The following is a 21,613-nucleotide window of genomic DNA, read 5'->3' as shown; positions in this document are numbered from 1 at the left end:
GGCCCCGCGCGCCCCTGCAAAAGGACACCTCCATGCCAAGGGTTGAACAGGTGCTCAGAGACCGCGTTGCCGAAGCGCCCGACCGGCCCGCACTGGCCGATGGCACGGGCGCAAGCTGGAGCTACGGTGATCTGGACCGTGCCAGCGACGATCTCGCGGCCCATCTTCAGGCGGCGGGCGTTGCGCCTACGGACCGCGTGTTGATGCTGGTGGAAAATTGCGCCGCAGCGGTCGCGGCCTTGCACGCGTGCTGGAAAATCGGCGCGGTCGCGATCCCCTTCAATGCGCGCCAGACCGAGGCCGAGGTCGACCGGGTGCTCGCCCACGCCGATCCCGCCGCCATTCTTGCCACCGCGCATGTATCGCCCGATGCGGCGGCCCATGCAGAACGGATGCAGGCCCGCGAAGTCACCGGCGCCTTCGGCTCGCTGATGCTGGCAGAGGCGCAAACCGCACCCGATGCGGACCTCGATGGCGTTGCCGTGCTGCTTTATACCACCGGCACCACGGGGGACCCGAAAGGCGTGATGCTGACGCATGACAACATGTGCTTCGGGGGCAGGGCATCGTGCAACCTGCGCCGCATGACGCCCGATGACATCGTCTATGGCGTTCTGCCCATGAGCCACGTCTTCGGGCTCGTCTCGGTCCTGACGGCAGCCGCGCTTGCCGGTGCGATGGTGCAGCTTGACGCGCGGTTCTCGGCGGCAAACCTGTTCGAAGCGGCACTGCAGGGTGTGACCGTGATCCCTGCCGTGCCACAGATGCACGCGCTGGTGATGCAGCACGCCAAGGAACGCGGGCGTGAAACCCTCGGCGCGCCCGCCCTGCGCTATGTCTCGTCAGGGGGCGCGCCGCTCGATCCCGCCTGGAAACGCAAGGCGGAAAAATTCTACGAATTGCCATTGCAAAACGGCTTCGGGATGACAGAAACCTGTTCTGGCGCGTCGGCCACGAACAACCCCATCGGGTCTTCCGATATTTCGGTCGGGCCGAAAACGCCGGGCACGGATGTGTCGATTGACGTGGATGCCCCTGGCGGCGACGGGGCACAGGTCGGAGAAGTGCTCGTGCGCGGTCCGCACGTGATGCGCGGCTATTACCGCAACGCCGAAGAGACGGCCAAAGCGATTGACCCCGATGGCTGGCTGCACACCGGCGATCTGGGCAAGATCGACGACCACGGCCACCTGCACATCCTCGGGCGGTCGAAAGAGCTGATTATCCACGGCGGCTTCAACGTCTATCCCCCCGAAGTCGAAGCCGCGCTGAACGATCACCCGCAGGTCATCCAGTCTGCGGTGATCGGCCGGACCCGTGCGGGCGACGAAGAGGTGCTTGCCTTCGTGCAGATTGCCGACGGCGACACGCTCGACACCGACACATTGCGCGCCTTCGTCAAAGAGCGGCTGGCCGGGTACAAACGGCCGCGCCATATCGTCATTGCCACGCGGTTGCCTGCGGCGCCAACGGGCAAGATCCTCAAGCACAAACTGCTGGATGCTTTTGCAGACCGGCTGGACTAGCGCGCGGCGCGCCTAGACATAGGTGCCTTCGGCAGCGGCGCGGATCGCACGGATGTTTTCGCCATAAGGGGCGGGATCGTCGACAGACCCGCCGCGGAATACCGCGGACCCGGCGACCAGCACATCGGCCCCGGCCTGCGCGACCACAGGCGCTGTCGTCGGATCAACACCGCCGTCGATCTCGATATGCACGGGCCGGTCCCCGATCATCGCGCGCAGGGCTTTGATCTTGTTGGTCATATCGATGAATTTCTGGCCACCGAACCCGGGATTCACGGTCATCACACAGACCAGATCGGTCAGATCGAGCAGATCGGCAACGGAATCGGCCGGGGTGCCGGGGTTCAGCGCGACACCTGCCTTCGCGCCACTTGCCCGGATGGCCTGCAACGTGCGGTGGATATGCGGCCCCGCTTCGACATGGGCGGTGATAACGTCGGCACCGGCGCGGGCGAAATCCTCGATATAGGCATCGACCGGCGAAATCATCAGATGCACGTCCATCACCCCTTTGATGTGGGGGCGGATGGCCGCGCACGTCGCGGGGCCAAAGGTGATGTTGGGCACAAAATGCCCGTCCATCACATCCACGTGGATCCAGTCCGCGCCTTGCGCCTCGACGGCGGCACATTCGGCCCCGAAGTTGGCGAAATCTGCGGCCAGAATGGACGGGGCGATCTTGATCGTGCGGTCAAAGGACATGGGCCGGGCCTGTATAAGAGCGAGTTGCCGCGTTCTAGCGCCTGTCGCGCACGGTGGCAAACCCTAGCTGGCGGGAACCAAACATGCGCGCCGAAAGTTAGCTAGGCAAATGAGAGAGGATTGAAAAATGGCTGATTATTCGGAAGGCGACAAGGTTGAATGGGACTGGGGCAATGGCACCGGAACCGGCAAGGTGCAAAAGACTTACACCCAGAAGATCACCCGCAAGATCAAGGGCTCCGAGGTGACGCGCGACGGGTCCGAGGACGATCCGGCCCTGTTCATCGAACAGGAAGACGGTGACGAAGTGCTCAAGCTCAGCTCCGAAGTCAGGGCGGCCTGACACGTGGCTCCGGGCGGGCTTGTGTACGTCAGTGATGAACAACCGGGCATCCGGCGTCAACGGCGTGGCCGGGGCTTTACCTACGTGGCGCCCGACGGGACCACCATCGCCCGCGGCACCGAACGCAAACGCCTCGAAGCGCTCGCGGTGCCGCCTGCCTACGACAACGTCTGGATGTGCCCGCTTCCCAATGGCCACCTTCAGGCCACGGGCCGCGACCAGCGCAAGCGCAAGCAATACCGCTACCACCAGAAATGGGCCGAGGCGCAGGCGCAGACCAAATTCGATAGCCTGTGCAGTTTCGCCCATCGGCTGCCGCGTCTGCGGGCCCGCGTCGCGCGCGACCTCGAGGAGGACGCAGGCGAACGCATATTCGCGCTGGCCTGTGCCGTGACGCTGATTGACCGCGCCTCCATCCGCGTGGGCAACCCCGACTATACCCGCGAAAACGGCAGCTATGGTGCCATCACCCTGAAACGCGGCCACATTGCCCTCGACGGAAATGAAGTGCGCCTGCGCTACACCGCCAAGGGCGGCAAGAAGGTCCGCCGCGCGCTCAAGGACCGGACGCTGTCGCGGGTGCTGCACCGCATCGGCGATCTGCCGGGCGCAGAGCTGCTCAGTTGGGTGGACGATGACGGCACCGCCCACGGTCTCAACTCGTCAGCGCTCAACGATTACATATCCGAGGCCGCAGGCACCGAAGGGATCACGGCCAAGACGTTTCGCACGTGGGCCGGGTCCGTTGCGGCGTTTGAAGTGGCCGAAAACGGCCATGCCTCGATCAAGGACATGTCGCAAGCCGCAGCCGCGCGATTGGCCAACACACCCACCGTGTCGCGCAACAGCTATATCCACCCCGATGTCATCGACCTTGCCGGTGCGGATCCGCTTGATGGCTTTGACGCGGGAAAGTCCGGCTTGCGGGCGTCAGAAAACCGGCTGCTGGCCTATCTGGAGCGCTGACAAAGGTCCGATGCGGCCATATAGGACATAATCATTGACCTAAATCGCGCGCCATGCTTCCTGTTGATCCAAGGGTCGTCAGGGAGGGACGTATGGACTGGCAACAGATATTCGCGACACGTACCGCGCGCATGAAGGCGAGCGAGATCCGCGAGCTGCTCAAACTTCTGGATCAACCCGATATCATTTCCTTTGCTGGCGGCATTCCCGATCCGGCCCTCTTCCCCGCCGCCGCCTTTCAGGATGCGTTCTCACAAGCCCTTAGCGCCGAAACCCAAGACGCGGCTTTGCAGTATTCCGTGTCCGAAGGCTACGGTCCGTTGCGCGACTGGATCGTTGGTGAAATGGGGGCCTTGGGCATACCGTGCAGCCGCGACAACATCCTGATCACCTCCGGTTCGCAACAGGCGCTGGACTACCTTGGCAAGCTCATGCTCAGCCCCGGCGACACGGCACTGGTCAGCTGGCCCACATATCTGGGCGCGTTGGGGGCCTTTAACGCCTATGAGCCGCGGTACGACCGGCTCGACCCCCAGACAAACCGCGGCGCCGATGATTACGCCCGCGCCGCCCAACCGGGGCGGGTCAAATTTGCATATATGTCGGTCGATTTCGCGAACCCGACTGGCGAAACGCTGGACGCTGCGATGCGCGACCGGATGATCGACCTCGCCGACGAAATGGATATCGCCATCATCGAGGACGCGGCCTACCAGTCATTGCGCTACGATGGGGCGGCGCTCGCACCGGTGCTGGCGCGTGAAATCGCGCGCAAGGGCGATATTGACGCCTGCCGCACGCTCTATTGCGGATCGTTCTCGAAAACACTGGCACCCGGCTTGCGGGTCGGCTGGATCTGCGGGGCATCCGAGGTAATCAGCCAACTCGTGTTGATGAAACAGGCCGCCGATCTGCACAGTTCCACAATCAACCAGATGGCCATCGCCCAGGTGGCACAGACAATGTTCGACAGCCACGTCACACGCATCCGCGCCGCCTACGTCGTGCGGCGCGACCGGATGCTTGCCGCCCTGTCGCAGCACATGCCCGATGGTGTCAGCTGGACCCGCCCGGAGGGGGGGATGTTTATCTGGCTCACCCTGCCGTCGCATCTGCGCAGCGACGATTTGCTGGCGCAGTCGCTGCGCTCCGAGCGGGTGGCATTCGTGCCCGGGCACGCGTTTTTCGCCGACGGGTCGGGCACAAACACGCTCCGGCTGAGCTTTAGCCGCGCGGATGAGGCCAGCATCGACGAAGGCATCGCGCGTCTGGGACGGCTGATTGCCGCAGGACTGGCCGACGGCGATTGAACCACGCGGCGCGCTTGCCTAAGTTGCGCGGCATGAAACACCTGTTGCTCACTGCGGCTCTGGTCGCCGCGACGCCCCTGACGGCGCATCCGCATATCTTCGTCTCGGCGGGGCTGGAGCTGTTTGTCGATGAGGCCCGGCGCCTGACGCATGTCCGTGTCACATGGGAATACGACGAGCTTTACTCGCTGTTGATCACCGAGGATCTGGGTGTGGATGCCGATTACGACGGGGTGCTGACCGATGCCGACCGTGCGGTTCTGACCGGGTTCGATACCCAGTGGATCGCGGGGTTCAATGGCGATCTGGTGGCCGAACGGGACGGCAAGCCGCTGACCCTGTCCGGCCCGTCGCAGCCCACCGCCGATCTGGTTGATGGCAAAGTTGTCACCTCTCATCTGCGCCGGATCGAGGAAACGCCCGTGATCGACGAGACCGGCGTGGTCCTGCGCCCCTATGACGGCACCTTCTACACCGCCTACGAGGTCGGCCTGCCCACGCAAGTATCCGGCCCGCAGGCCTGCGATGTCACGCTCGACGTGCCGGATGTCGAAGGCATGCTGGCGATGATGCAGGCCGAACTCAGCCAGATCCCCGAAGACGTTGATCTGGCCGAACAGGGCTTTGGCGACATCGGGGCGCGCTTTGCAACAGACGTCATGCTCACATGCCCCGCGTCCTGAGCCTCGCCGCGGTTGCGGCCGCCCTCGTGATTGCGCTGCTGTGGCTGTCGGGCGGGTTCGACCAGATCGCCCAATATGCCGCCCAGGAACAGCGCAATTTCCAAAATGCGATGGCACGGACCCTGCGTGCCCTGCGCGCGGGTGAACCCGGCGCCACCGCGATCCTGATGACCAGCGCCTTTGCCTACGGATTTTTCCATGCCGTAGGCCCGGGCCACGGAAAACTGCTTGTGGGCGGTTACGGCGTGGCGCGGCAGGTGGCAATGTGGCGGCTGTCAACAATCGCGCTGGTGTCGAGCCTCGGTCAGGCCGTCACCGCGATTGTATTGGCCTACGGTGGCCTGTGGCTGCTGGATCTGACGCGAGACGGGCTTATCGGGACCGCCGAAGACCTGATGGCACCGCTCAGCTATGGGTTGATCGCGGCGATCGGCGTGTGGTTGGTGTTGCGCGGGCTTCGCCGCTTGCACCGCGCCCAGCGGCAGACCACTAGCCACGACCACCATCACCATCACGACCACGGCGACGACGCCCTGTGTGGGCACTGCGGACACCGGCACGGCCCGTCGCTGGACGAAGCGGAAAAGGCGGGCACACTGCGCGAAGCGCTCGTGCTGATCGCGGGCATTGCGGTGCGGCCCTGTACGGGGGCGCTGTTTGTGCTGGTGATCACGTGGCAGATGGGAATCCCGGGCGCAGGGATCGCGGCGGCTTTTGCCATGGCGCTGGGCACTGCATCGGTCACGGTCGCCGTCGGGCTGGCGGCAGGAGGGTTGCGGGGCACGGTATTGCGCAGCCTGGGTAACACCCGTGCCCTCGCCCTTGCCATGCCCGCGCTCGAGGTTGCCGCGGGTGCCGTGGTGGTGGCGCTGGCAATCGGGCTCTTGCTGCGCGCGGTCTGACCATGGTGCCGGTGTCGTTGTTCTGGACGCCAATCTGCGCTATGCCTCTGACATGAAAATCAACGCCAAATTTTCATGGGCCAGCGGATGAGCCGGACGCCCCGAGATGCCAAGTCGCGCAGTTTCGAGCTGTTTATCCAGCGCGGGTTTGCGGCGCAGGAGCTCACGGCAGTGCAGCACGTGCTGGCAACGGCCAACAGCGTGGCGGGGCGCACCTGCTTTACCAACCGCATCACGTCGGACATGCCGGGGCTGGTGACAGGGCAGGGCGGCGTGCTGGCCCGCGCGGAACCTGCGATTGACGACTACGGGTTTTCGGACGTGCTGATCGTGGTGGGCGGCACCCGTATCCACCGCCGTGGCTGGGCAAAACGCACGCGCGCCATGCAGCGCAGCGGCCGGACGGTGGTGCTCCTGTCGGATGCGGCGACCGCCTTCATCCGCACCGGCGAAACCAAAACGGGCCATGTCACAACACATTGGCGCGATACCATGCGCCTGAGCGAGCAGGGCTACTACCCCAATCTGACCACACGGTTTTCCGAGAATGCGGGCGGTTTCATCACCGCGGCAGGCGGCGGCGCGACCGCCGAACTGATCGTCGGTTTGATCGCCGATGTGCTGGCCCCGGATGAAATCGCCGAGTTGGGCAATCGTCTGCTGCTCAGCGTGATCCGGTCATCCGACAGCGAACAGCCCCGCGACATCGCCGACAATGCGGGGCTTTTCGACGCCCGTGTCACACAGGCGATCAAGCTGATGGAAACAAACATGGAAGAGCCGCTGGCGATGACCGAGCTGACGGCGCTTGTGGGGCTTTCGACACGGCACCTCGAACGGGTGTTCCGCGATGTGTTCGACGACACGCCCGCGCGGTTTTATAAACGTTTGCGGGTCAAACGGGCGCGCACGATGATCGAAGATACGCTTGTCCCTCTCATTGATATTGCCATCGCCACGGGATTTTGTTCGCACAACGCGCTCGCCCGTGCCGTGCGGGATGAATTCGGCATCACCCCGTCGAAAATGCGCGCGCGCAAATCCATCGGCATCCTGCGCCACACCGATCCCACCGCAGCGGGGGATGACCCTTCGAAATAGCCACGGACGCCCCCAACGGCTGGTCCCGTTCATGCGGTTTTCGATGCAATTGCGCGGTAAATCCCGTTTCACGTTTTTGAATCCTTAAACCTTTTGCTGCACTGCTTGTGCGGGATTTACGGGATTGTTGTGCGGGTCACACATCCTGAACGGGAAAAAGGGACGAACCTGTTTTTTATTTGCCGGGTGCGGGTGAACAACCTAGACGAGAGAAGGGTCAAACCGAAAAATCACGGCAAAACGTGGTGCGATTGACCCGTTGAGGCCGAGAGAAAGCAGTATTTAGGGAAAGCGCACTTTGTCACGCAAGCTGGGATATCTTCTCGTCTTCGTCTGCCTTTTGATGAGCTTCGGGCTGTTCAATTTCGCGCGCGAATATACTTTTCTACGCGCTGACTACGAATTCCGCCGCATCACGGATGACAGCATCGAGGCTGTCGAAAACCGCATTAATTCCTACACGCAGGTACTGACCGGCGTTGCCGCGTATCTCGGGGTCGAGGGCAATGTATCGCGGCAGGAGTTCGAGGAATACATCGCAAGCCTCAGCTTGCCGATCCGCTATTCCGGCATGCTCGGCATTGGCTTTATCGAAGAAATCGGGCGCGACCAGTCAAGCATGCTCGAGGCGCGGCTCGGCTGGGAATACGGGCGCGACATTGCGATCCACCCCCAAAGCGACGCAGCGACCCAGTTCGTCGTCGTACGCATGGCACCGACCGAGGGCAACGAGACGGTCATCGGTCTGGACACCGGTTTCGAGGAGGGGCGCCGCCACGCGCTCGAGACGTCCCGCGCCATCCGCGGATCAATTCTCACGCCGCGGCTTCTGCTCGTTCAGGATGAAACGCAACAGGCCGGCTTTTTGCTCACCCAACCCGTTTTCACGCGCAACCCCGATGCCGTCGATCCGGTCATTGACGGTGACGAATTCCGCGGCTGGGTCGTCGCGCCCTTCATCGGCCCGAAAGTGCTGTCAAAACTGACCGGGGCAGAGGGGACCAGCTACGAGGTCGCCATTTATGACGCCCAGGGGCCATCGCCCGATGCCCTCATCCACTACAGCTCCGATGACGGGGCCAGCATCGTGGGCAGCACGGCACCCACCGGCACGTTCACCAGCACCTACCAGCTCAATCTTCACGGGCGCACGTGGCACATCGCCTATGCCAGCACACCGGGTTTTGACAAGGCGTTCTCCAGCTATCTGCCCCATCTCGCACTCTTGCTCGGCCTGACGTTCAGCGCCCTACTGGCGCTCGCGCTCAAATATATTTCGTTGCGCAGCCGCGCGCTCGCCGAAGTTGCCGAAAACCGCGCCCGCCTGCTCGACGCACAGGAAGACGAAAACCGCGCCCTGCTCGAAAACGCGGTCTCCGCGATTCTGATACTGGACAGCACCGGCAGGATCATCTTTTCCAATCAGGCCGCCGCCGCGGTGTTCAAGGCACCTGTCGGCAGCATGATCGGCAAGGGCTTTGACGACTACGTCTCGCTCAAACCTGGCAAGAAGGATTTCGACCGCCATAACGCCGAAGGCATATGCGCCGAAGGGCGCCGCCTGCTTCTGGACGTGGAAACCAACAGCTGGTCGACCGCGGATGGCGCAGAACGCATCACCGCCATCATCCGTGACGTCACCGAACAGATCCGGGCCGAACGCGAAATACAAGAGATGCGCCGCCGCTACGATCTTGCGCTGGATGGTGCCGAAATCGGGGTTTTCGATATCGATCTGACGACCGGAAAATCGGTTGTTTCGGACACATGGCACAAGATCATGGGGACCTCCGATGTGGCCGAGGTATTCGACCATCAGCGGCACTTCATGGAGCGTGTGCATCCCGACGACCTTGCGGAACTGCTCGAAGCGGACAGGAAATGTATCGCCGGCGAGGAACGACGCAGCTGTGCGGAATACCGCATCCGTTTTGGCGACACATGGCGCTGGATGTATTCCGACGCGGTCGCGGTCGAGCGGTCCAAGAGCGGCAAGGCCCTGCGCCTCGTGGGCACACAGGCCGATGTGACCGAACTGCGCCACAGCCGGAACGCCCTTCAGGTCAGCGAAGAGCGTTTCCGCATGGTGCTGCGCGAAGCCCCTGTCGGTATGGCGCTGATGGACGAACACGGCCACTTCACCGGCGTGAACGATGCGTTGGTGCGCCTGTGCGGCTATTCCGAGGAAACGCTGCAAGACGGCATGCGTCTCGGCGATCTGATGCATCCCGACGATCTCGATGCGATGACAAAAGATGTGCGCAACCTGATCGCGCATAACGGGGCCAAAACGCATGCGGGCCAATACCGCTTTATCCGGCGCAACGGAGAGGAATGCTGGGGCCTCGTAAGTGTCACGTGGACGCGTGATGAAAACCTCGACAGCAATGTCTTCATCGCACAGATCGTGGACATCACGGACCAGAAGAAACTTGAACAGATCAAAAGCGAGTTCGTGGCCACAGTCAGCCATGAATTGCGCACACCTCTCACCTCGATCAAAGGCGCTTTGGGTCTGCTGGGTGCCAGCAGCGGCGACGGCATGCCGGAGGCCGCCACCCGTCTGCTCGAAATCGCCCGCGTGAATGCCGACCGCTTGACTGTCATCGTCAACGACATCCTCGATCTGGAAAAGATTTCGTCCGGAGAAGTGGTTTTCCAATACGAAAACGTCAGCCTCAACGATGTGGTGCAGGCCTCGCTCAACGAAATGCAGCCCTTTGCCGCGGAACATAAAAACACACTCGATCTGACCGCCTCCGACGATGATATTGTCGTCAAGATTGACGGCAGTCGCACCAAGCAGGTGCTGGCGAACCTGATTTCAAACGCCTGTAAATACTCTGATCCGGAAACGGCCGTTTCGGTGCGGATCGAACGGTTGGGCGAGGATGCGATCGTATTCGTGCAAAACATCGGACCCGGCATTCCCGAAAGCTTCCAGTCCAAGATTTTTGACGCTTTCACGCAGGCCGACGGGTCCGACACGCGCTCCAAGGGCGGCACCGGTCTGGGCCTGAATATCACCCGCCAGATCGTGGCCCGGCAGGGAGGCAAGATCGGCTTCCAAAGCAATCCCGGCGGGCTCACCGTCTTCTGGTTCACCTGCCCCCTGATCGAGGTCGACGCGGTCCTGCCGCGTGACGAGACCCCCGCCGACCAGATCGCCAACCAAAGCGAGTTGCGTCTCATGCACCTCGAGGACGACAAGGATTTCGCCGAGGTGATCCGTGCAGGGTTCGGACCGCGTGTCAGCATCGAGCATGCGTGCAGCATTGCCGAAGCCCGCGAAATGCTCCGCGGTGACCCGTTTGACGTCGTCCTGATCGATTGGAGCCTTCTGGACGGCAATGCCGAGGTGCTCGTCGCGCAAATCAAGGAACATCAGCCGCAGGCGAAAATCGTCACCCTCTCCGCACAGAGCAACACGAAATACAGCGATGATGTCTGCCTCGCGATGATCAAATCGCGGGTCGAGATCGACGCGGTCGTGACGAACGTCTGGGCGGCTTTGGGTCTGACGCCCCCCGCCCGCACCACAGCTTCCCGGGCAGGACCGTGATGCTGCCTCAATCTGGTCATCTTGGTATGAGACCACTGCGTGAAAGACATACACCGCACTTCGCGGCAATTTATGCGAGGAAGGGTGAGGAGCAGTGATGCGAGGACGACCATTATATCACCACCCGATCGGCGCAGCCTTGGCCGGCGGCGCACTCGCGACCGCGTGGTACGCGACGTGCCAGTCGGTCGTACCGCAACCTATCGCCGATTGGGCATCGATGTTTGGCGCGATCGCGGTGGCGGCATCGGTGCCGCTGTGGCTGTCCCGAAAGCCGCAGAAACGCATGACCACGACCGCGGATCCCGTTGAAGCGCTCAAAGCCTTGCGCGACGAGGTCTGGATCATTGACGCCACCACCCGGAAAATCCGCTTTGCAAATGATACCGCGCTCGCACGTCAGGGCCGACAGGATCGTCACGAAGCGGATGAGGCTTTCAGTGACTGGCTCCATCTCGACGATGACGGGCTGTTGAACGATGCCATTCGCCAGATTTCCGAAGGGCACGCCGACACGGAACAATGCCGCATCACACGGGGTGTGCAGCATTTCGAAGTTGATCTCACAAGGCTTCGCAAGGCAGACCAGCCGGACCGCATCCTGATCGTTTTCCACGACGTCACACTCAGCGCGGCGCACGAGCAGCTGAAGGCGGATTTCGTGTCCACTGTCAGTCATGAACTGCGCTCGCCCTTAACGTCGATCAAGGGCGCCATGGGGCTCTTACTGTCAAACGCGGCAGGGGATCTGCCCAAACCGGCGCGCGGGCTACTCGAAATCGCGCACCGTAATGCCGAACGGCTCGTGCTCATCATAAACGACATTCTCGATCTCGAAAAAATTGTCGCTGGCGGCATGGAATTTGATGTCTCGCCCGTCGATCTCAGCGCCCTCGCCAAGGAAGCGGTTGCATCTTCCGCGCTGTATTTTGAACGCTTCGATTTGCAGATCGATATTGTCGGTGCCGATCAACCGCATTGGGTGAACACCGATCCCAACCGCATCATGCAGGTGCTTACGAACCTGCTGACAAACGCCGCCAAATTCTCCAGGACCGGCGGCACTCTGGAGCTGCGGCTGGACACTTCGGCCACCGGCACAACCGTCAGCGTGAAGGATCATGGGGCGGGTATTCCCGAAGCGGACCAGCACAAAATATTCCAGCGCTTTGCCGACATGACCAATTCCGATCGTGCCGCCAAAGGCGGAACGGGGCTCGGGTTGAGCATTTGCAAGGCCATTGTCGAAAACCTCGGCGGCCAGATCGGCTTTGACAGCGTTGAAGGCGAAGGCGCGACATTTTACTTTATTTTACCTGACACCGAAGCTGCGCAGAATACGGCGCCAAATACAGTGTCCATGCAGTCTGTCGGCTGAGCATCGCCGCGAAGGAGATATCATGATCAAGCTATTGCATGTCGAAGACGATGCGGACATCCGCGAGATCGCCAAACTGTCACTCGAACTGTCGGGCGAATTCGAAGTGGTGCAGTGCGAAACCGGTCCCGACGCGCTGGCCAAGGTGGAAACCTACACCCCCGATATCATTCTGCTCGACATGATGATGCCCGGCATGACGGGGAAGGAAACGCTGCAATTGATGCGCAAGATGGAAAGTCTGAAGGACACGCCCGCCGTTTTCATGACCGCGCGGGCACAGGAATCCGAACTGGACGAACTGCGCGCCATCGGTGCCGCCGAGGTGATCAGCAAGCCGTTCGATCCCATGTCGTTGGGCGAGCAGATCAAGCAAGCCATGGGCTAGCAGAGAACATCATCCAGGCAAAAGGCCACCGCATCGTGATGCGGTGGCCTTTTGCTCACACGTCTTGCGATTTCATTCCTTTATCTGGGCACAGGCCGCGACGAAACTGTCGATCCGCCAGATGATTTCACCCGGGCATATGGCGAGATCGGCATAGGGCCCTTCAAGATGGTTGATGATCTCGACCTCGCATTCATGCGCGCTTTGGCCGAGGTCCTGAAACCCGACCGTACCTGCGGTCCCGGCGATCTGGTGCAATATCCCCTTTGCCGCTTCGAGGTTGCCGTTGATCTGTTCGACGGTTTCACCATCCCAAGCGTTCAGCGCATGCTGTGCGATGGTGGATTGACGCTCGTCCAGCATATCGACAAACCGCGCGCGGATCCGGTCCAGACCCGGCAATTCAAGTGCAACAGCGTTCATGCGGTTCTCCCGAATTGGAAAAAGTCTGTTTTCAGCCGTTCGTATTCAATAGCCGCCTCTTCGGCCGTTCCCTGAGCCTGGCCAAGCGCATTCATGATCTGGTCACCGGATTTCCAGACCAGACGGATCGCAGAGCCGCTGCTGACGCGGGGGTGCAGCTCTTGCCCGTCGTTCGACATGATTTGTGCGCGGCTCAGATACAGGTTCACCTGGTCCGTCAGCCGCGACATATCCGGCCGCCAGCCGCTTTCGGTGATGCAGACATATGTGCCGTTGCCAGCGTAGGACATCAGGAACTGATGTCCGGTCAGCGTGTCCGAAATGACTTCGGCCACATCCTCGATCAGAAACTTGAATTCCGCACCGCTCAGCGCCTCGTGCATCTGGTCGATCTTGCGCAGCGTGAAAGCAAACACAGTCGAGCCGAACAGAGAGCTGCGTGACAGCTGCGCGACATAGTTCTCCATCGCCGTACATTCGATCACATTATCGACGTCGTGCAGCGACATCGGATCGTGCAGCGCAACGGCATCGGTCTCCATGACCGATCCCTTGCCCTGCAGCGATTTCGCCGAAAAAATCTTGTCCGTGCGGGCGCGATTGGACTTGGCCAGTTGCTCGACAACACCGATGCGCGTTTTCAACTCGGTGATATCGAAAGGTTTGGTTACATAGTCCGTGGCACCCGCGTGAAATGCGCCGTCGATGTAGCGCTTTTCCGACATCGCGGTGAGCATCACAATCGGGCTTTCGCTATAGTCGGGCAGGGCGCGGATCGTACGGGCGAGTTCCATCCCGTCCATGCCGGGCATCTGGATATCAAGCATGAAGCAGTCGAAACTGCCCTCTTCCGCCGTCTCCAGCAACGCCAGCGCCGCCGGTCCGCTCTCTGCCGTGACCAGATCGTGTTGGCCGACTGTCGCCATGAACTGAACCAGCAGTTCGAGAATGATGGGATCGTCATCAACCGCCAGAATTTTCATTTGCCATCTCCAAAGCCAAAAGGCGTGTTTGTTTGCATGCAACTTGGCGGGGAAAAGTGGCGAAAGTAGGACAGATTGCGAAATAATGGCGGCTTTCAAAGGCAACTGTTTCGAATTCTCGATAAAATTTCGGAAAATTCGAAATGACCGCCACAGCCTTGAATCAAAGGGCGCTAGATGCAGCGTCCGCCATCGACTTCCATGCAAACGCCGGTGATCATGCCCGCTTCGTCCGAGCACAGGAAGCACGCGGCGTTGCCCATGTCCTCGGGGGTGGAAAACCGGCCCAACGGGATCGTCGACAGGAATTTCGCGCGCATCTGTGGCGTGTCCTCGCCCATAAAACTGGCGAGCAGAGGGGTTTCGCCGGCCACAGGGTTCAGCGCATTTACCCGAATGCCGTCGGGCGCCAACTCGACGGCCATCCCTTTGGTTGCGTTGTTCATCCAACCCTTCGACGCGTTATACCAATTCAGCCGCGGTCGCGGGCTGACGCCTGCGGTCGACGCCACGTTCAGGATCACGCCTGCCCCTTGCGCCTTCATCACCGGCACCAGGGACCGCGCTGTCAGAAAAACGGATTTGCAATTGACGGCAAACACACGGTCGAAATCCTCTTCGCTCACCGTTTCCATTGCGGCGGGCAGGTGGGTCACCCCCGCGTTGTTGACCAGAATATCGACCCGGCCGAGCAACTTTTGCGCAGCCTCAGCCATCTGCGCGACGCTGGCACCGTCGGCCACATCTACGCGTTGCGCGACCGCCTTGTCGCCCAACTCCTTGGCCATCGCATCTGCGGCGTCCCCGTTGATGTCCGCGATCATGACCCGCGCGCCTTCGGCCAGAAACTTGCGCACGATTCCCGCGCCGAAGCCCGAAGCGCCCCCGGTAACGATTGCCGATTTGTCGCTCAGTCGCATGGCGGGGCCGGTCCCTTACGCTTTGGGGTCAAGCCCGTACTGCTGAAGATAGGCGTGCATGGGCCGCATGATGTGCTGGTCGTGCAGGGCAATCAGCGTCTCGCGGTCTCCGCTTTCCAACGCATCGATCATCGCCGCATGTTCGGTCTGCGCCTCGTTGAGATATTGATCGCTGTTGAAGTTCAGCGAGCGGATCGGATGGGTGCGTTTCGCCTGCACGGCAATCGCTTCTGCCATCACGGCGTTGGGCGTCGCGCCAAAGATCGCCGCGTGAAACGCGTTGTCGATGTGAAACACCTCGGTCAGGTCGCCGTCGGTGCTTGCGGCGACATGGCGGGCGTGCAGATCGCGCAGATTGCGGATATCGTCGGCCGCCAGCGGCAGCGCCATGCGGGTCAGCGCGGCCGTCTGCAACACGCTGCGCAATTCGTACATCTCGCGTATCTCGGTCGACGAATAGCTGCAGACATGCGCGCCCTTGTTGGTCTCGCGCACGGCAAGACCGCCGAGGACAAGCGCATCGATCGACTGGCGCACGCGGTGGCGCGACTGGCCGAACCGCTCCATCAATTCATCCTCGATCAGCCGCTGGTTCGGGAAAAGCCGCCCGAAAATGATTTCCATCTCGAGCGTCCGTGTCAGAGCATCCTTGTCTCTGGCGGCCGGTTTCTTCGCAGTTTTCAAGCTCATCGTATGTCCTCGACGCCAGATGAAGCGGGTCCTCCCGCTGTGACCACGACATCAACGCTGGCGCATCGATTGCCGGGTAGTATCCGAAGTACGTTCGGAGGGATTAAGCAACGCAGCCCGGTCCGGGCGATTTCATTAATTTCTGTAAAACAATGACTTACTGGTGCGATGCTACACGATGATCGGTATTTTGGGAACAATTTATTGACAGATCAACCGTGGGGCGATCCCCCGATTTTGGATGCAATGTAAGCGGTCTCTACCGGCGTAGGCAGGAACTGTATCTGGTGTTGAGGGGCCTTCAAATACAACATCTGGGATGTCGGATGACATGCGCGACGGCTCCTCTGTATCGCATTTCGGGGCGCGTTTCACGATTTCGCGGCGGCAGTGTCAAAAAAAATGGACACTGGAATGCGTCAACGTGTCGTGGCGATTACGGCATCGTGAATCTGCCAATCAGGCAGATGGTTGGACACGCGCGCCACAATCAGCCAAACCTGTGCGCGCGGCACCGTGCCGCGAAACGGCAGGACCGATGACCAGAAACAAACAGCTCCTCCTGATCGGTGGCGGGCACACCCACGCGCTTGTGCTGGCCGGGATGCGGCGCAGTCCCTGGCCCGGTATCGATGTCACGGTGGTGAACCCCGGACAGGTCGCGCCCTATTCGGGGATGCTGCCGGGGTTTGTGGCGGGCCATTACACCCGCTCGGCGCTCGAGATTGACCTCGCCGCCCTGACCGATTTCGAGAATTGCACATGGTGCGACGGGCGGGCGGTCGGGCTCGACCCGGGCACACGGCAGATCCGCTTGGAAAGCGGCGCGCCATTGTCCTACGACCTGTGCAGCTTCGATGTCGGCATCACCACACGGATGCCAGACCTCGCGGGGTTCGCCGATCACGCGGTACCGGCCAAACCGCTGGCCGATTTTGCCGGGGCCTGGGACCGCTACCGCGCGGGGTCCGATCCGGCGCATGTCGCGGTGATCGGCGGCGGTGTCGCCGGGGCCGAACTGTCGATGGCGATGGCATACGCGCTTCGGGGCGGGACGCGCGACACGCGGGTACATCTTTTTGATCGCAGCGACATGCTGTCCGAATTGTCCGAACCGATGCGTAACCGGATGATGCGCGCGCTTGCGCGGAACGGTGTAACCTGCCACGCGGACACGGCGATCACACACGTCACGCAAAACGCGGTGCATCTGTCACAGGGCGCGCCGGTCGCGGCAGATTTTATTGTTGGCGTTGCAGGAGCGCTGCCGCATCGTTGGGTGGGCGACACCGGATTGACCCTCTCCGACGGGTTCATCGCGGTCGACGCATCGCTGCAAAGCAGTGAACCGGGCGTTTTCGCAGTAGGGGATTGTGCCGAAATGACCCACGATCCGCGCCCCAAGGCCGGTGTTTACGCCGTACGGCAAGCGCCCATCCTCGCCCATAACCTGCAAGCGCAGCTGTCGGGCGGGCAAATGCGCGCCTATCACCCGCAGGCGGATTATCTCAAGCTGATCTCCCTGGGGCGCAAATCGGCTCTAGGCAGCTTCTGGGGCATACCCGTCGCCGGAGGACACGTCTGGCAGCTGAAAAACTGGATCGACCAGCGTTTCATGTCGCAGTTCCCGACGCCCTGAGCGCGGGCGCGTCGGCAGGCGCCGCTTCCTCTTCCTCAAGTGGTTTCATCCGCGCTCTTTCGTAACGCGCCAGCGTGACGGTGAAGGTGGTGCCCTTGTCGGGGTTCGGAGTGTAATCGATGGTACCGTCATGCGCCTCGACAATCCGCTTGGAGATGTTGAGCCCCAGACCCGTGCCCCCCACTTTGCGCCGGTCGGAGGCATCCAGCTGGCTGAAGCTGTCAAAGACCTTGCTGTGATCGTCGCGGGACAAACCGGTCCCTTCGTCAATGACCTGCAGCGTCACGTGCTCCGCGTCGGCCTCCACCCTGATTTTCACCACACTGCCCGCATCCGAAAATTTCGCGGCATTCGATAGCAGGTTGGTCACCACCTGTTCCAGCCTCTGCTGGTCGCCCAACACCTGAACGCCGGTATCCACCGGCAGCATTTTCAGCGTCACGCCAAGGTTTTCGGCGTAAGACACGTTATCGGCCACCGACCCCGTGACAAGCGTGGCCACGTTGAGCGGTTGCATGTCGAACTTCATTTTGCCGACCTCGATCTTTTGCAGATCCAGCAATTCGTTGATCAACTGGCTCAACCGCGTGGCATTGCGCTGCGCGATCGTCAGAACCTGCTCGGAGCGTTCGGGCATCTCGCCGAATGCACCCGACAACGTCATGTCGAGCGATGCCTTTATCGACGTCAGCGGCGTGCGCAGTTCGTGGCTTACCGTAGAGAGGAACTCGGTCTTTGCCTGCAGCGCGGTCTTTGCCCGCTCGTTCTCGATCTTGAGCGCCCGCATCTGCGCGCGGTTGGTCCGGTATAGCCGTATCGCGACCGTCGAACAGTCGATGATGAAATAGACGACAAAGACGCTCGTGAAGAAATGAACCCACAATTCGGAACTCAGCGGCGCCTGCAGCGATATGATGTCGTAAAGCGGTATGAACAGGAAAACACCGCCGTAAATGAGCAGCCTCACCGCCAGCACCGCCATCAGCTGATGGGTGTTCATGGCCGCGAAAACCGCCGCCGACAGCACAAAGAAAAGGGCCATGAAATGCCCAGATGCCTGTTCCAGCAGGGCCATGGAAATCGCGAAAAACGCGATTGTGCCGGCGCTCGTCAGCATCCCCAGATAAATGCGCCGCATGATCCGCCGGACCTGATCGGGGTCGTTCCGGTCGAGCGTGCGCGACAGCTGGAACGTGCGGGTATCGTAAATCTCTGTCAGGCTGATCAGGATCAGCGTGATCAGCGCATAGACCGAACTGATGTAGACCGCCCCCAGCAGCAGCGCCGCACCAAAGCTGATCCGCCGCTGCGTTTGCAGTCGAATTCCCGCCTCGCAGTAGTCGCGAATCTGTCCGACGATCACCTGCGGGTCTTGCTGCGCGCTGACAGCATGGCCCAATAATCTGCGGTTCAACATTTGACGGTCCTCGTCATGCGCGCGGCGGGCGTAGGGTTTCGGGCAGTTCGTGCGAAAAAATCGACGAAAAAATTATCAATAATGCAAAGGATATCTCCCCATTGCCGCGAAAATGTGGCAACTATGGGGCGAGTCCTCACAACTTGTGATTATCTCGGTGTCAGTAAGACGGAAGTGTTAATTATGACCTATCAAAGGAATGTCCCCTCAAGTGAACGGTCGCAGCCGCCGGTCAACGCCACGCCCGCGCAGCATCGGCCGGCCCGCACGACGCAACAGAACATCACGGCATCCCTACACTCAAAAAACCGACAAATTCCACAAACCTCCGAAGCTGGCATACGGGTCACGACCCTCGATTTCACCAACATCCACCAGCACGGTGAACTTTTCGTAAATTACCTCAAGGCACGTCGAGAGACTTTTATCGATCACAAGGGATGGGATTTGCCACAGGTGTCGGGGATGGAATTCGATCAATACGATACCGCGCAGGCGAAATGGGTCGTGCTGCATGAATACGGAGAAATCCTCGGTGGCATCCGGCTGACCCCGACCACGGCGCGCTGCGGACAGGCAAGCTACATGATCCGCGACGCGCAGCTGGGCCTGCTCGAAAACATTCCCGCCGACATCCTCTATTTCGAAGCGCCCATTCACGACAAGGTCTGGGAAGCGACCCGCCTCTTCGTCAGCCAGAATGTCACCTCCGTGCGGCGGCTGCGGATCCAGACGATCCTGATGGAGCAAATGGCGGTCACGGCGCGCGCTCTCGGTTGTCTCTACATCATCGGCATCGTACCGGCCGTGTTCCACCGCTGGACCAAACGCATCGGGATGAGCGCCTTTGCCGCGGGCCCCGTCCTGTCGGTCGGAGGAGACCGCACGCAGGCCGCGATGATGAAAATGAAGCAGTTCGGTCTCGATGCGGCCCCCCTCGAAACCACCCGTCCCGCCGCCCCCTGATATCACGCTATGGGGGCATTGACCGCGAAGCTTTTCTACTTAACGATGTATTGAGGGAAGATCGTGCACACTCGTGCAAATTCCTTTTGGGAGAGAGCATGATGAGGGTGCGATACACCGCTTGGGCGCTGGGGCTGATCGGTTTGATGGCGGCGCTTGCCGCGCCGGTGCAAGTGTCTGCGCAAGAGGCCAGGCGCGGCGGCACCGCGGTGATCCACATGTCGGCCGAACAACGCATGCTCAACCCAGCGCTGCGCGCCTCGACCGGGGTCTACTATATTTCGGGCAAGATTATCGAGCCGCTAATCGACAAATCCTTCTCCGGCTACGAACCCGTACTCGCCACCGACTGGAGCAGCAGCGCCGACGGTCTGGCCATCACGCTCACACTGCGCGAGGGCGTGTTGTGGCACGATGGCATGCCGTTCGGCTGCGCCGACGTTGCTTTTTCCGCGATGCAGATGTGGAAAACGCGGCTCAACTATTCAACCGCCCTTCAGGCCAATCTGACAGGTGTCGATTGCGACGGGTCGCACAGGGCGGTGTTTCGATACAGCAAGCCCATGCCGCTCGATCTGTTTGTCGCGGCAATGCCCGATCTGGGCCATCCGGTGCCGCGGCATCTGTATGAAGGCACCGATTTCGATACCAACCCCTACAACACGGCGCCGGTCGGCACGGGGCCGTTCCGCTTCGAATCCTATGTCGCGGGCGACTACGTCTCTGCCGTGCGCAACGACAGCTACTGGCGCGAGGGATACCCCTATCTCGACGGTATCGTCTGGCGGTTTATCGACGACAAGTCCGCGGCCGTTGCGGGGCTCGAGGCCGAAGTCATCCACGAAAGCGGCTTCACAAGCGTCTCTATGGACGACGTGGCCCGCCTGTCACGCGATCCGCGCTTTAGCGTCGGCACACGGGGCTATGAAAACAACGTCGCCCACAGCACGATCGAATTCAATCACCGCAACCCGGTTCTGGCCAACGTGCAGGTGCGGCGGGCCATTGCGCATGCGCTCGATCTCGACCGGGCAATCGGCGGCATCATGCGCGGCTTCGCGGCGCAGGGGCGCGGTCCGGTGCCGATGGCAGGCGGGCGCAACTATACCGACCGTGTCGCGCGGTACGTGTTCGATCCGCAAAAGGCGCGGCGCATGCTCGATGATGCGGGCTATCCGGTTCAGGCCGACGGCCTGCGGTTTACCCTGCGCCACAGGTCCGCGCCCTGGGGCGAATACACGCGGCTCTGGGGGCTGTATTTCGCCGAAGCCATGCGCGACATCGACATCGGGGTCGAGCTTTTGGAAAATGACGCGTCCGGCTATCTGCGCGGCGTCTACCGCGATCATGATTTCGACACCGCCAACGGCTGGCACCAGTTCCGTTCCGATCCGGCGGTGTCGACCACGGTCTGGCTGCGGTCGGGCCAGCCGCACGGCGCGCCATGGACCAACCAGTTCGGCTTTGCCGATCCGCAGATCGACACTTTGATCGACGACGCCGCGACGCGGCTTGATCCCGGCGAACGGGCCACCCTTTACCACCAGATCCAGCGACGTACGCAGGAAACGCTCCCGGTGCTCTTCGCAATCGAACATCCCTTCGTGTCGGTCACCAACCGGCGGCTCAAGAACCACCACAACACACCACGCTGGAACAGCTCGAGCTGGTATGATCTGTGGCTGGATGACTGACACCTGAACCTTTGGACCCC

Annotated in this window: 19 protein-coding genes; 13 read left to right on the top strand and 6 right to left on the bottom strand. The window is 61.3% G+C overall.

Going from position 1 to position 21,613, the window contains the following annotated elements; genetic code table 11:
- Nucleotides 1-32 precede the first annotated feature (32 nt).
- Nucleotides 33-1,526, top strand: coding sequence for a class I adenylate-forming enzyme family protein (locus K3756_RS14855; protein WP_259988720.1), 1,494 nt, complete (start codon nucleotides 33-35; stop codon nucleotides 1,524-1,526).
- Nucleotides 1,527-1,538: 12 nt separating this feature from the next.
- Here K3756_RS14855 and rpe read toward each other — a convergent pair whose 3' ends face one another.
- On the bottom strand, nucleotides 1,539-2,228 hold the full coding sequence (rpe, locus tag K3756_RS14850) for a ribulose-phosphate 3-epimerase (RefSeq protein ID WP_259988718.1): 690 nt from the start codon (nucleotides 2,226-2,228) through the stop codon (nucleotides 1,539-1,541).
- 127 nt (nucleotides 2,229-2,355) lie between these two features.
- Here rpe and K3756_RS14845 point away from each other — a divergent pair, with 127 nt between their 5' ends.
- From K3756_RS14845 to K3756_RS14805, 9 genes are all read left to right on the top strand, one after another.
- A complete protein-coding gene (locus K3756_RS14845; protein WP_259988715.1) occupies nucleotides 2,356-2,571 on the top strand; it encodes a DUF2945 domain-containing protein in 216 nt (71 codons plus the stop codon).
- A 3-nt stretch (nucleotides 2,572-2,574) separates the two neighbouring features.
- Nucleotides 2,575-3,537 carry a DNA topoisomerase IB gene (locus K3756_RS14840; protein ID WP_409202404.1) on the top strand — a complete coding sequence of 321 codons (963 nt, stop codon included), beginning with the start codon at nucleotides 2,575-2,577 and terminating at the stop codon, nucleotides 3,535-3,537.
- A gap of 92 nt (nucleotides 3,538-3,629) precedes the next feature.
- Complete coding sequence (locus tag K3756_RS14835; RefSeq protein WP_259988713.1) at nucleotides 3,630-4,847, top strand: PLP-dependent aminotransferase family protein; 1,218 nt, start codon at nucleotides 3,630-3,632, stop codon at nucleotides 4,845-4,847.
- Nucleotides 4,848-4,879: 32 nt separating this feature from the next.
- Entirely contained in the window at nucleotides 4,880-5,530 is a 651-nt protein-coding gene (locus K3756_RS14830; protein ID WP_259988711.1) for a DUF1007 family protein, read from the top strand.
- On the top strand, nucleotides 5,515-6,432 hold the full coding sequence (locus tag K3756_RS14825; RefSeq protein ID WP_259988709.1) for a nickel/cobalt transporter: 918 nt from the start codon (nucleotides 5,515-5,517) through the stop codon (nucleotides 6,430-6,432). Before K3756_RS14830 ends, K3756_RS14825 begins: the two co-directional genes overlap by 16 nt.
- Before the next feature lie 87 nt (nucleotides 6,433-6,519).
- Nucleotides 6,520-7,533: a GlxA family transcriptional regulator gene (locus tag K3756_RS14820; RefSeq protein ID WP_259988707.1), complete on the top strand. Its 1,014-nt coding sequence runs from the start codon at nucleotides 6,520-6,522 to the stop codon at nucleotides 7,531-7,533.
- 298 nt (nucleotides 7,534-7,831) lie between these two features.
- Nucleotides 7,832-11,095 (top strand): PAS domain S-box protein, encoded by a 3,264-nt coding sequence (locus tag K3756_RS14815; protein WP_259988705.1) that lies wholly within the window; start codon nucleotides 7,832-7,834, stop codon nucleotides 11,093-11,095.
- A 97-nt stretch (nucleotides 11,096-11,192) separates the two neighbouring features.
- Complete coding sequence (locus tag K3756_RS14810) at nucleotides 11,193-12,473, top strand: cell wall metabolism sensor histidine kinase WalK (RefSeq protein ID WP_259988703.1); 1,281 nt, start codon at nucleotides 11,193-11,195, stop codon at nucleotides 12,471-12,473.
- A gap of 22 nt (nucleotides 12,474-12,495) precedes the next feature.
- Nucleotides 12,496-12,861 carry a response regulator gene (locus K3756_RS14805; RefSeq protein ID WP_259988701.1) on the top strand — a complete coding sequence of 122 codons (366 nt, stop codon included), beginning with the start codon at nucleotides 12,496-12,498 and terminating at the stop codon, nucleotides 12,859-12,861.
- Nucleotides 12,862-12,933: 72 nt separating this feature from the next.
- On the opposite strand, the gene K3756_RS14800 is transcribed toward K3756_RS14805, so the two are convergent.
- From K3756_RS14800 to K3756_RS14785, 4 genes are all read right to left on the bottom strand, one after another.
- On the bottom strand, nucleotides 12,934-13,284 hold the full coding sequence (locus tag K3756_RS14800; RefSeq protein WP_259988699.1) for an Hpt domain-containing protein: 351 nt from the start codon (nucleotides 13,282-13,284) through the stop codon (nucleotides 12,934-12,936).
- Nucleotides 13,281-14,267, bottom strand: coding sequence for a two-component system response regulator (locus tag K3756_RS14795; RefSeq protein ID WP_259988697.1), 987 nt, complete (start codon nucleotides 14,265-14,267; stop codon nucleotides 13,281-13,283). The genes K3756_RS14800 and K3756_RS14795 overlap by 4 nt, the downstream gene beginning before the upstream one ends.
- Nucleotides 14,268-14,440: 173 nt before the next feature.
- On the bottom strand, nucleotides 14,441-15,187 hold the full coding sequence (locus tag K3756_RS14790) for an SDR family oxidoreductase (RefSeq protein WP_259988695.1): 747 nt from the start codon (nucleotides 15,185-15,187) through the stop codon (nucleotides 14,441-14,443).
- 15 nt (nucleotides 15,188-15,202) lie between these two features.
- Nucleotides 15,203-15,877 (bottom strand): GntR family transcriptional regulator, encoded by a 675-nt coding sequence (locus K3756_RS14785; RefSeq protein ID WP_259988694.1) that lies wholly within the window; start codon nucleotides 15,875-15,877, stop codon nucleotides 15,203-15,205.
- Between the two features lie 538 nt (nucleotides 15,878-16,415).
- Here K3756_RS14785 and K3756_RS14780 point away from each other — a divergent pair.
- A complete protein-coding gene (locus K3756_RS14780; protein ID WP_259988692.1) occupies nucleotides 16,416-17,516 on the top strand; it encodes an FAD-dependent oxidoreductase in 1,101 nt (366 codons plus the stop codon).
- Here K3756_RS14780 and K3756_RS14775 read toward each other — a convergent pair.
- Nucleotides 17,491-18,933 (bottom strand): cell wall metabolism sensor histidine kinase WalK, encoded by a 1,443-nt coding sequence (locus K3756_RS14775; protein ID WP_259988690.1) that lies wholly within the window; start codon nucleotides 18,931-18,933, stop codon nucleotides 17,491-17,493. The genes K3756_RS14780 and K3756_RS14775 overlap by 26 nt on opposite strands.
- 183 nt (nucleotides 18,934-19,116) lie before the next feature.
- Here K3756_RS14775 and K3756_RS14770 point away from each other — a divergent pair, with 183 nt between their 5' ends.
- Both K3756_RS14770 and K3756_RS14765 read left to right on the top strand, forming a co-directional pair.
- Nucleotides 19,117-19,899: an acyl-homoserine-lactone synthase gene (locus K3756_RS14770; protein ID WP_259988688.1), complete on the top strand. Its 783-nt coding sequence runs from the start codon at nucleotides 19,117-19,119 to the stop codon at nucleotides 19,897-19,899.
- A 98-nt stretch (nucleotides 19,900-19,997) separates the two neighbouring features.
- Complete coding sequence (locus K3756_RS14765) at nucleotides 19,998-21,593, top strand: ABC transporter substrate-binding protein (RefSeq protein WP_259988686.1); 1,596 nt, start codon at nucleotides 19,998-20,000, stop codon at nucleotides 21,591-21,593.
- The last annotated feature ends 20 nt before the right edge of the window (nucleotides 21,594-21,613 follow it).

The organism is Sulfitobacter sp. S190 (assembly GCF_025141935.1).
Taxonomy (GTDB): domain Bacteria; phylum Pseudomonadota; class Alphaproteobacteria; order Rhodobacterales; family Rhodobacteraceae; genus Sulfitobacter.
The sequence above is the reverse complement of the archived record's forward strand: the minus strand, read 5'-3'. Positions and strand labels throughout refer to the sequence as shown.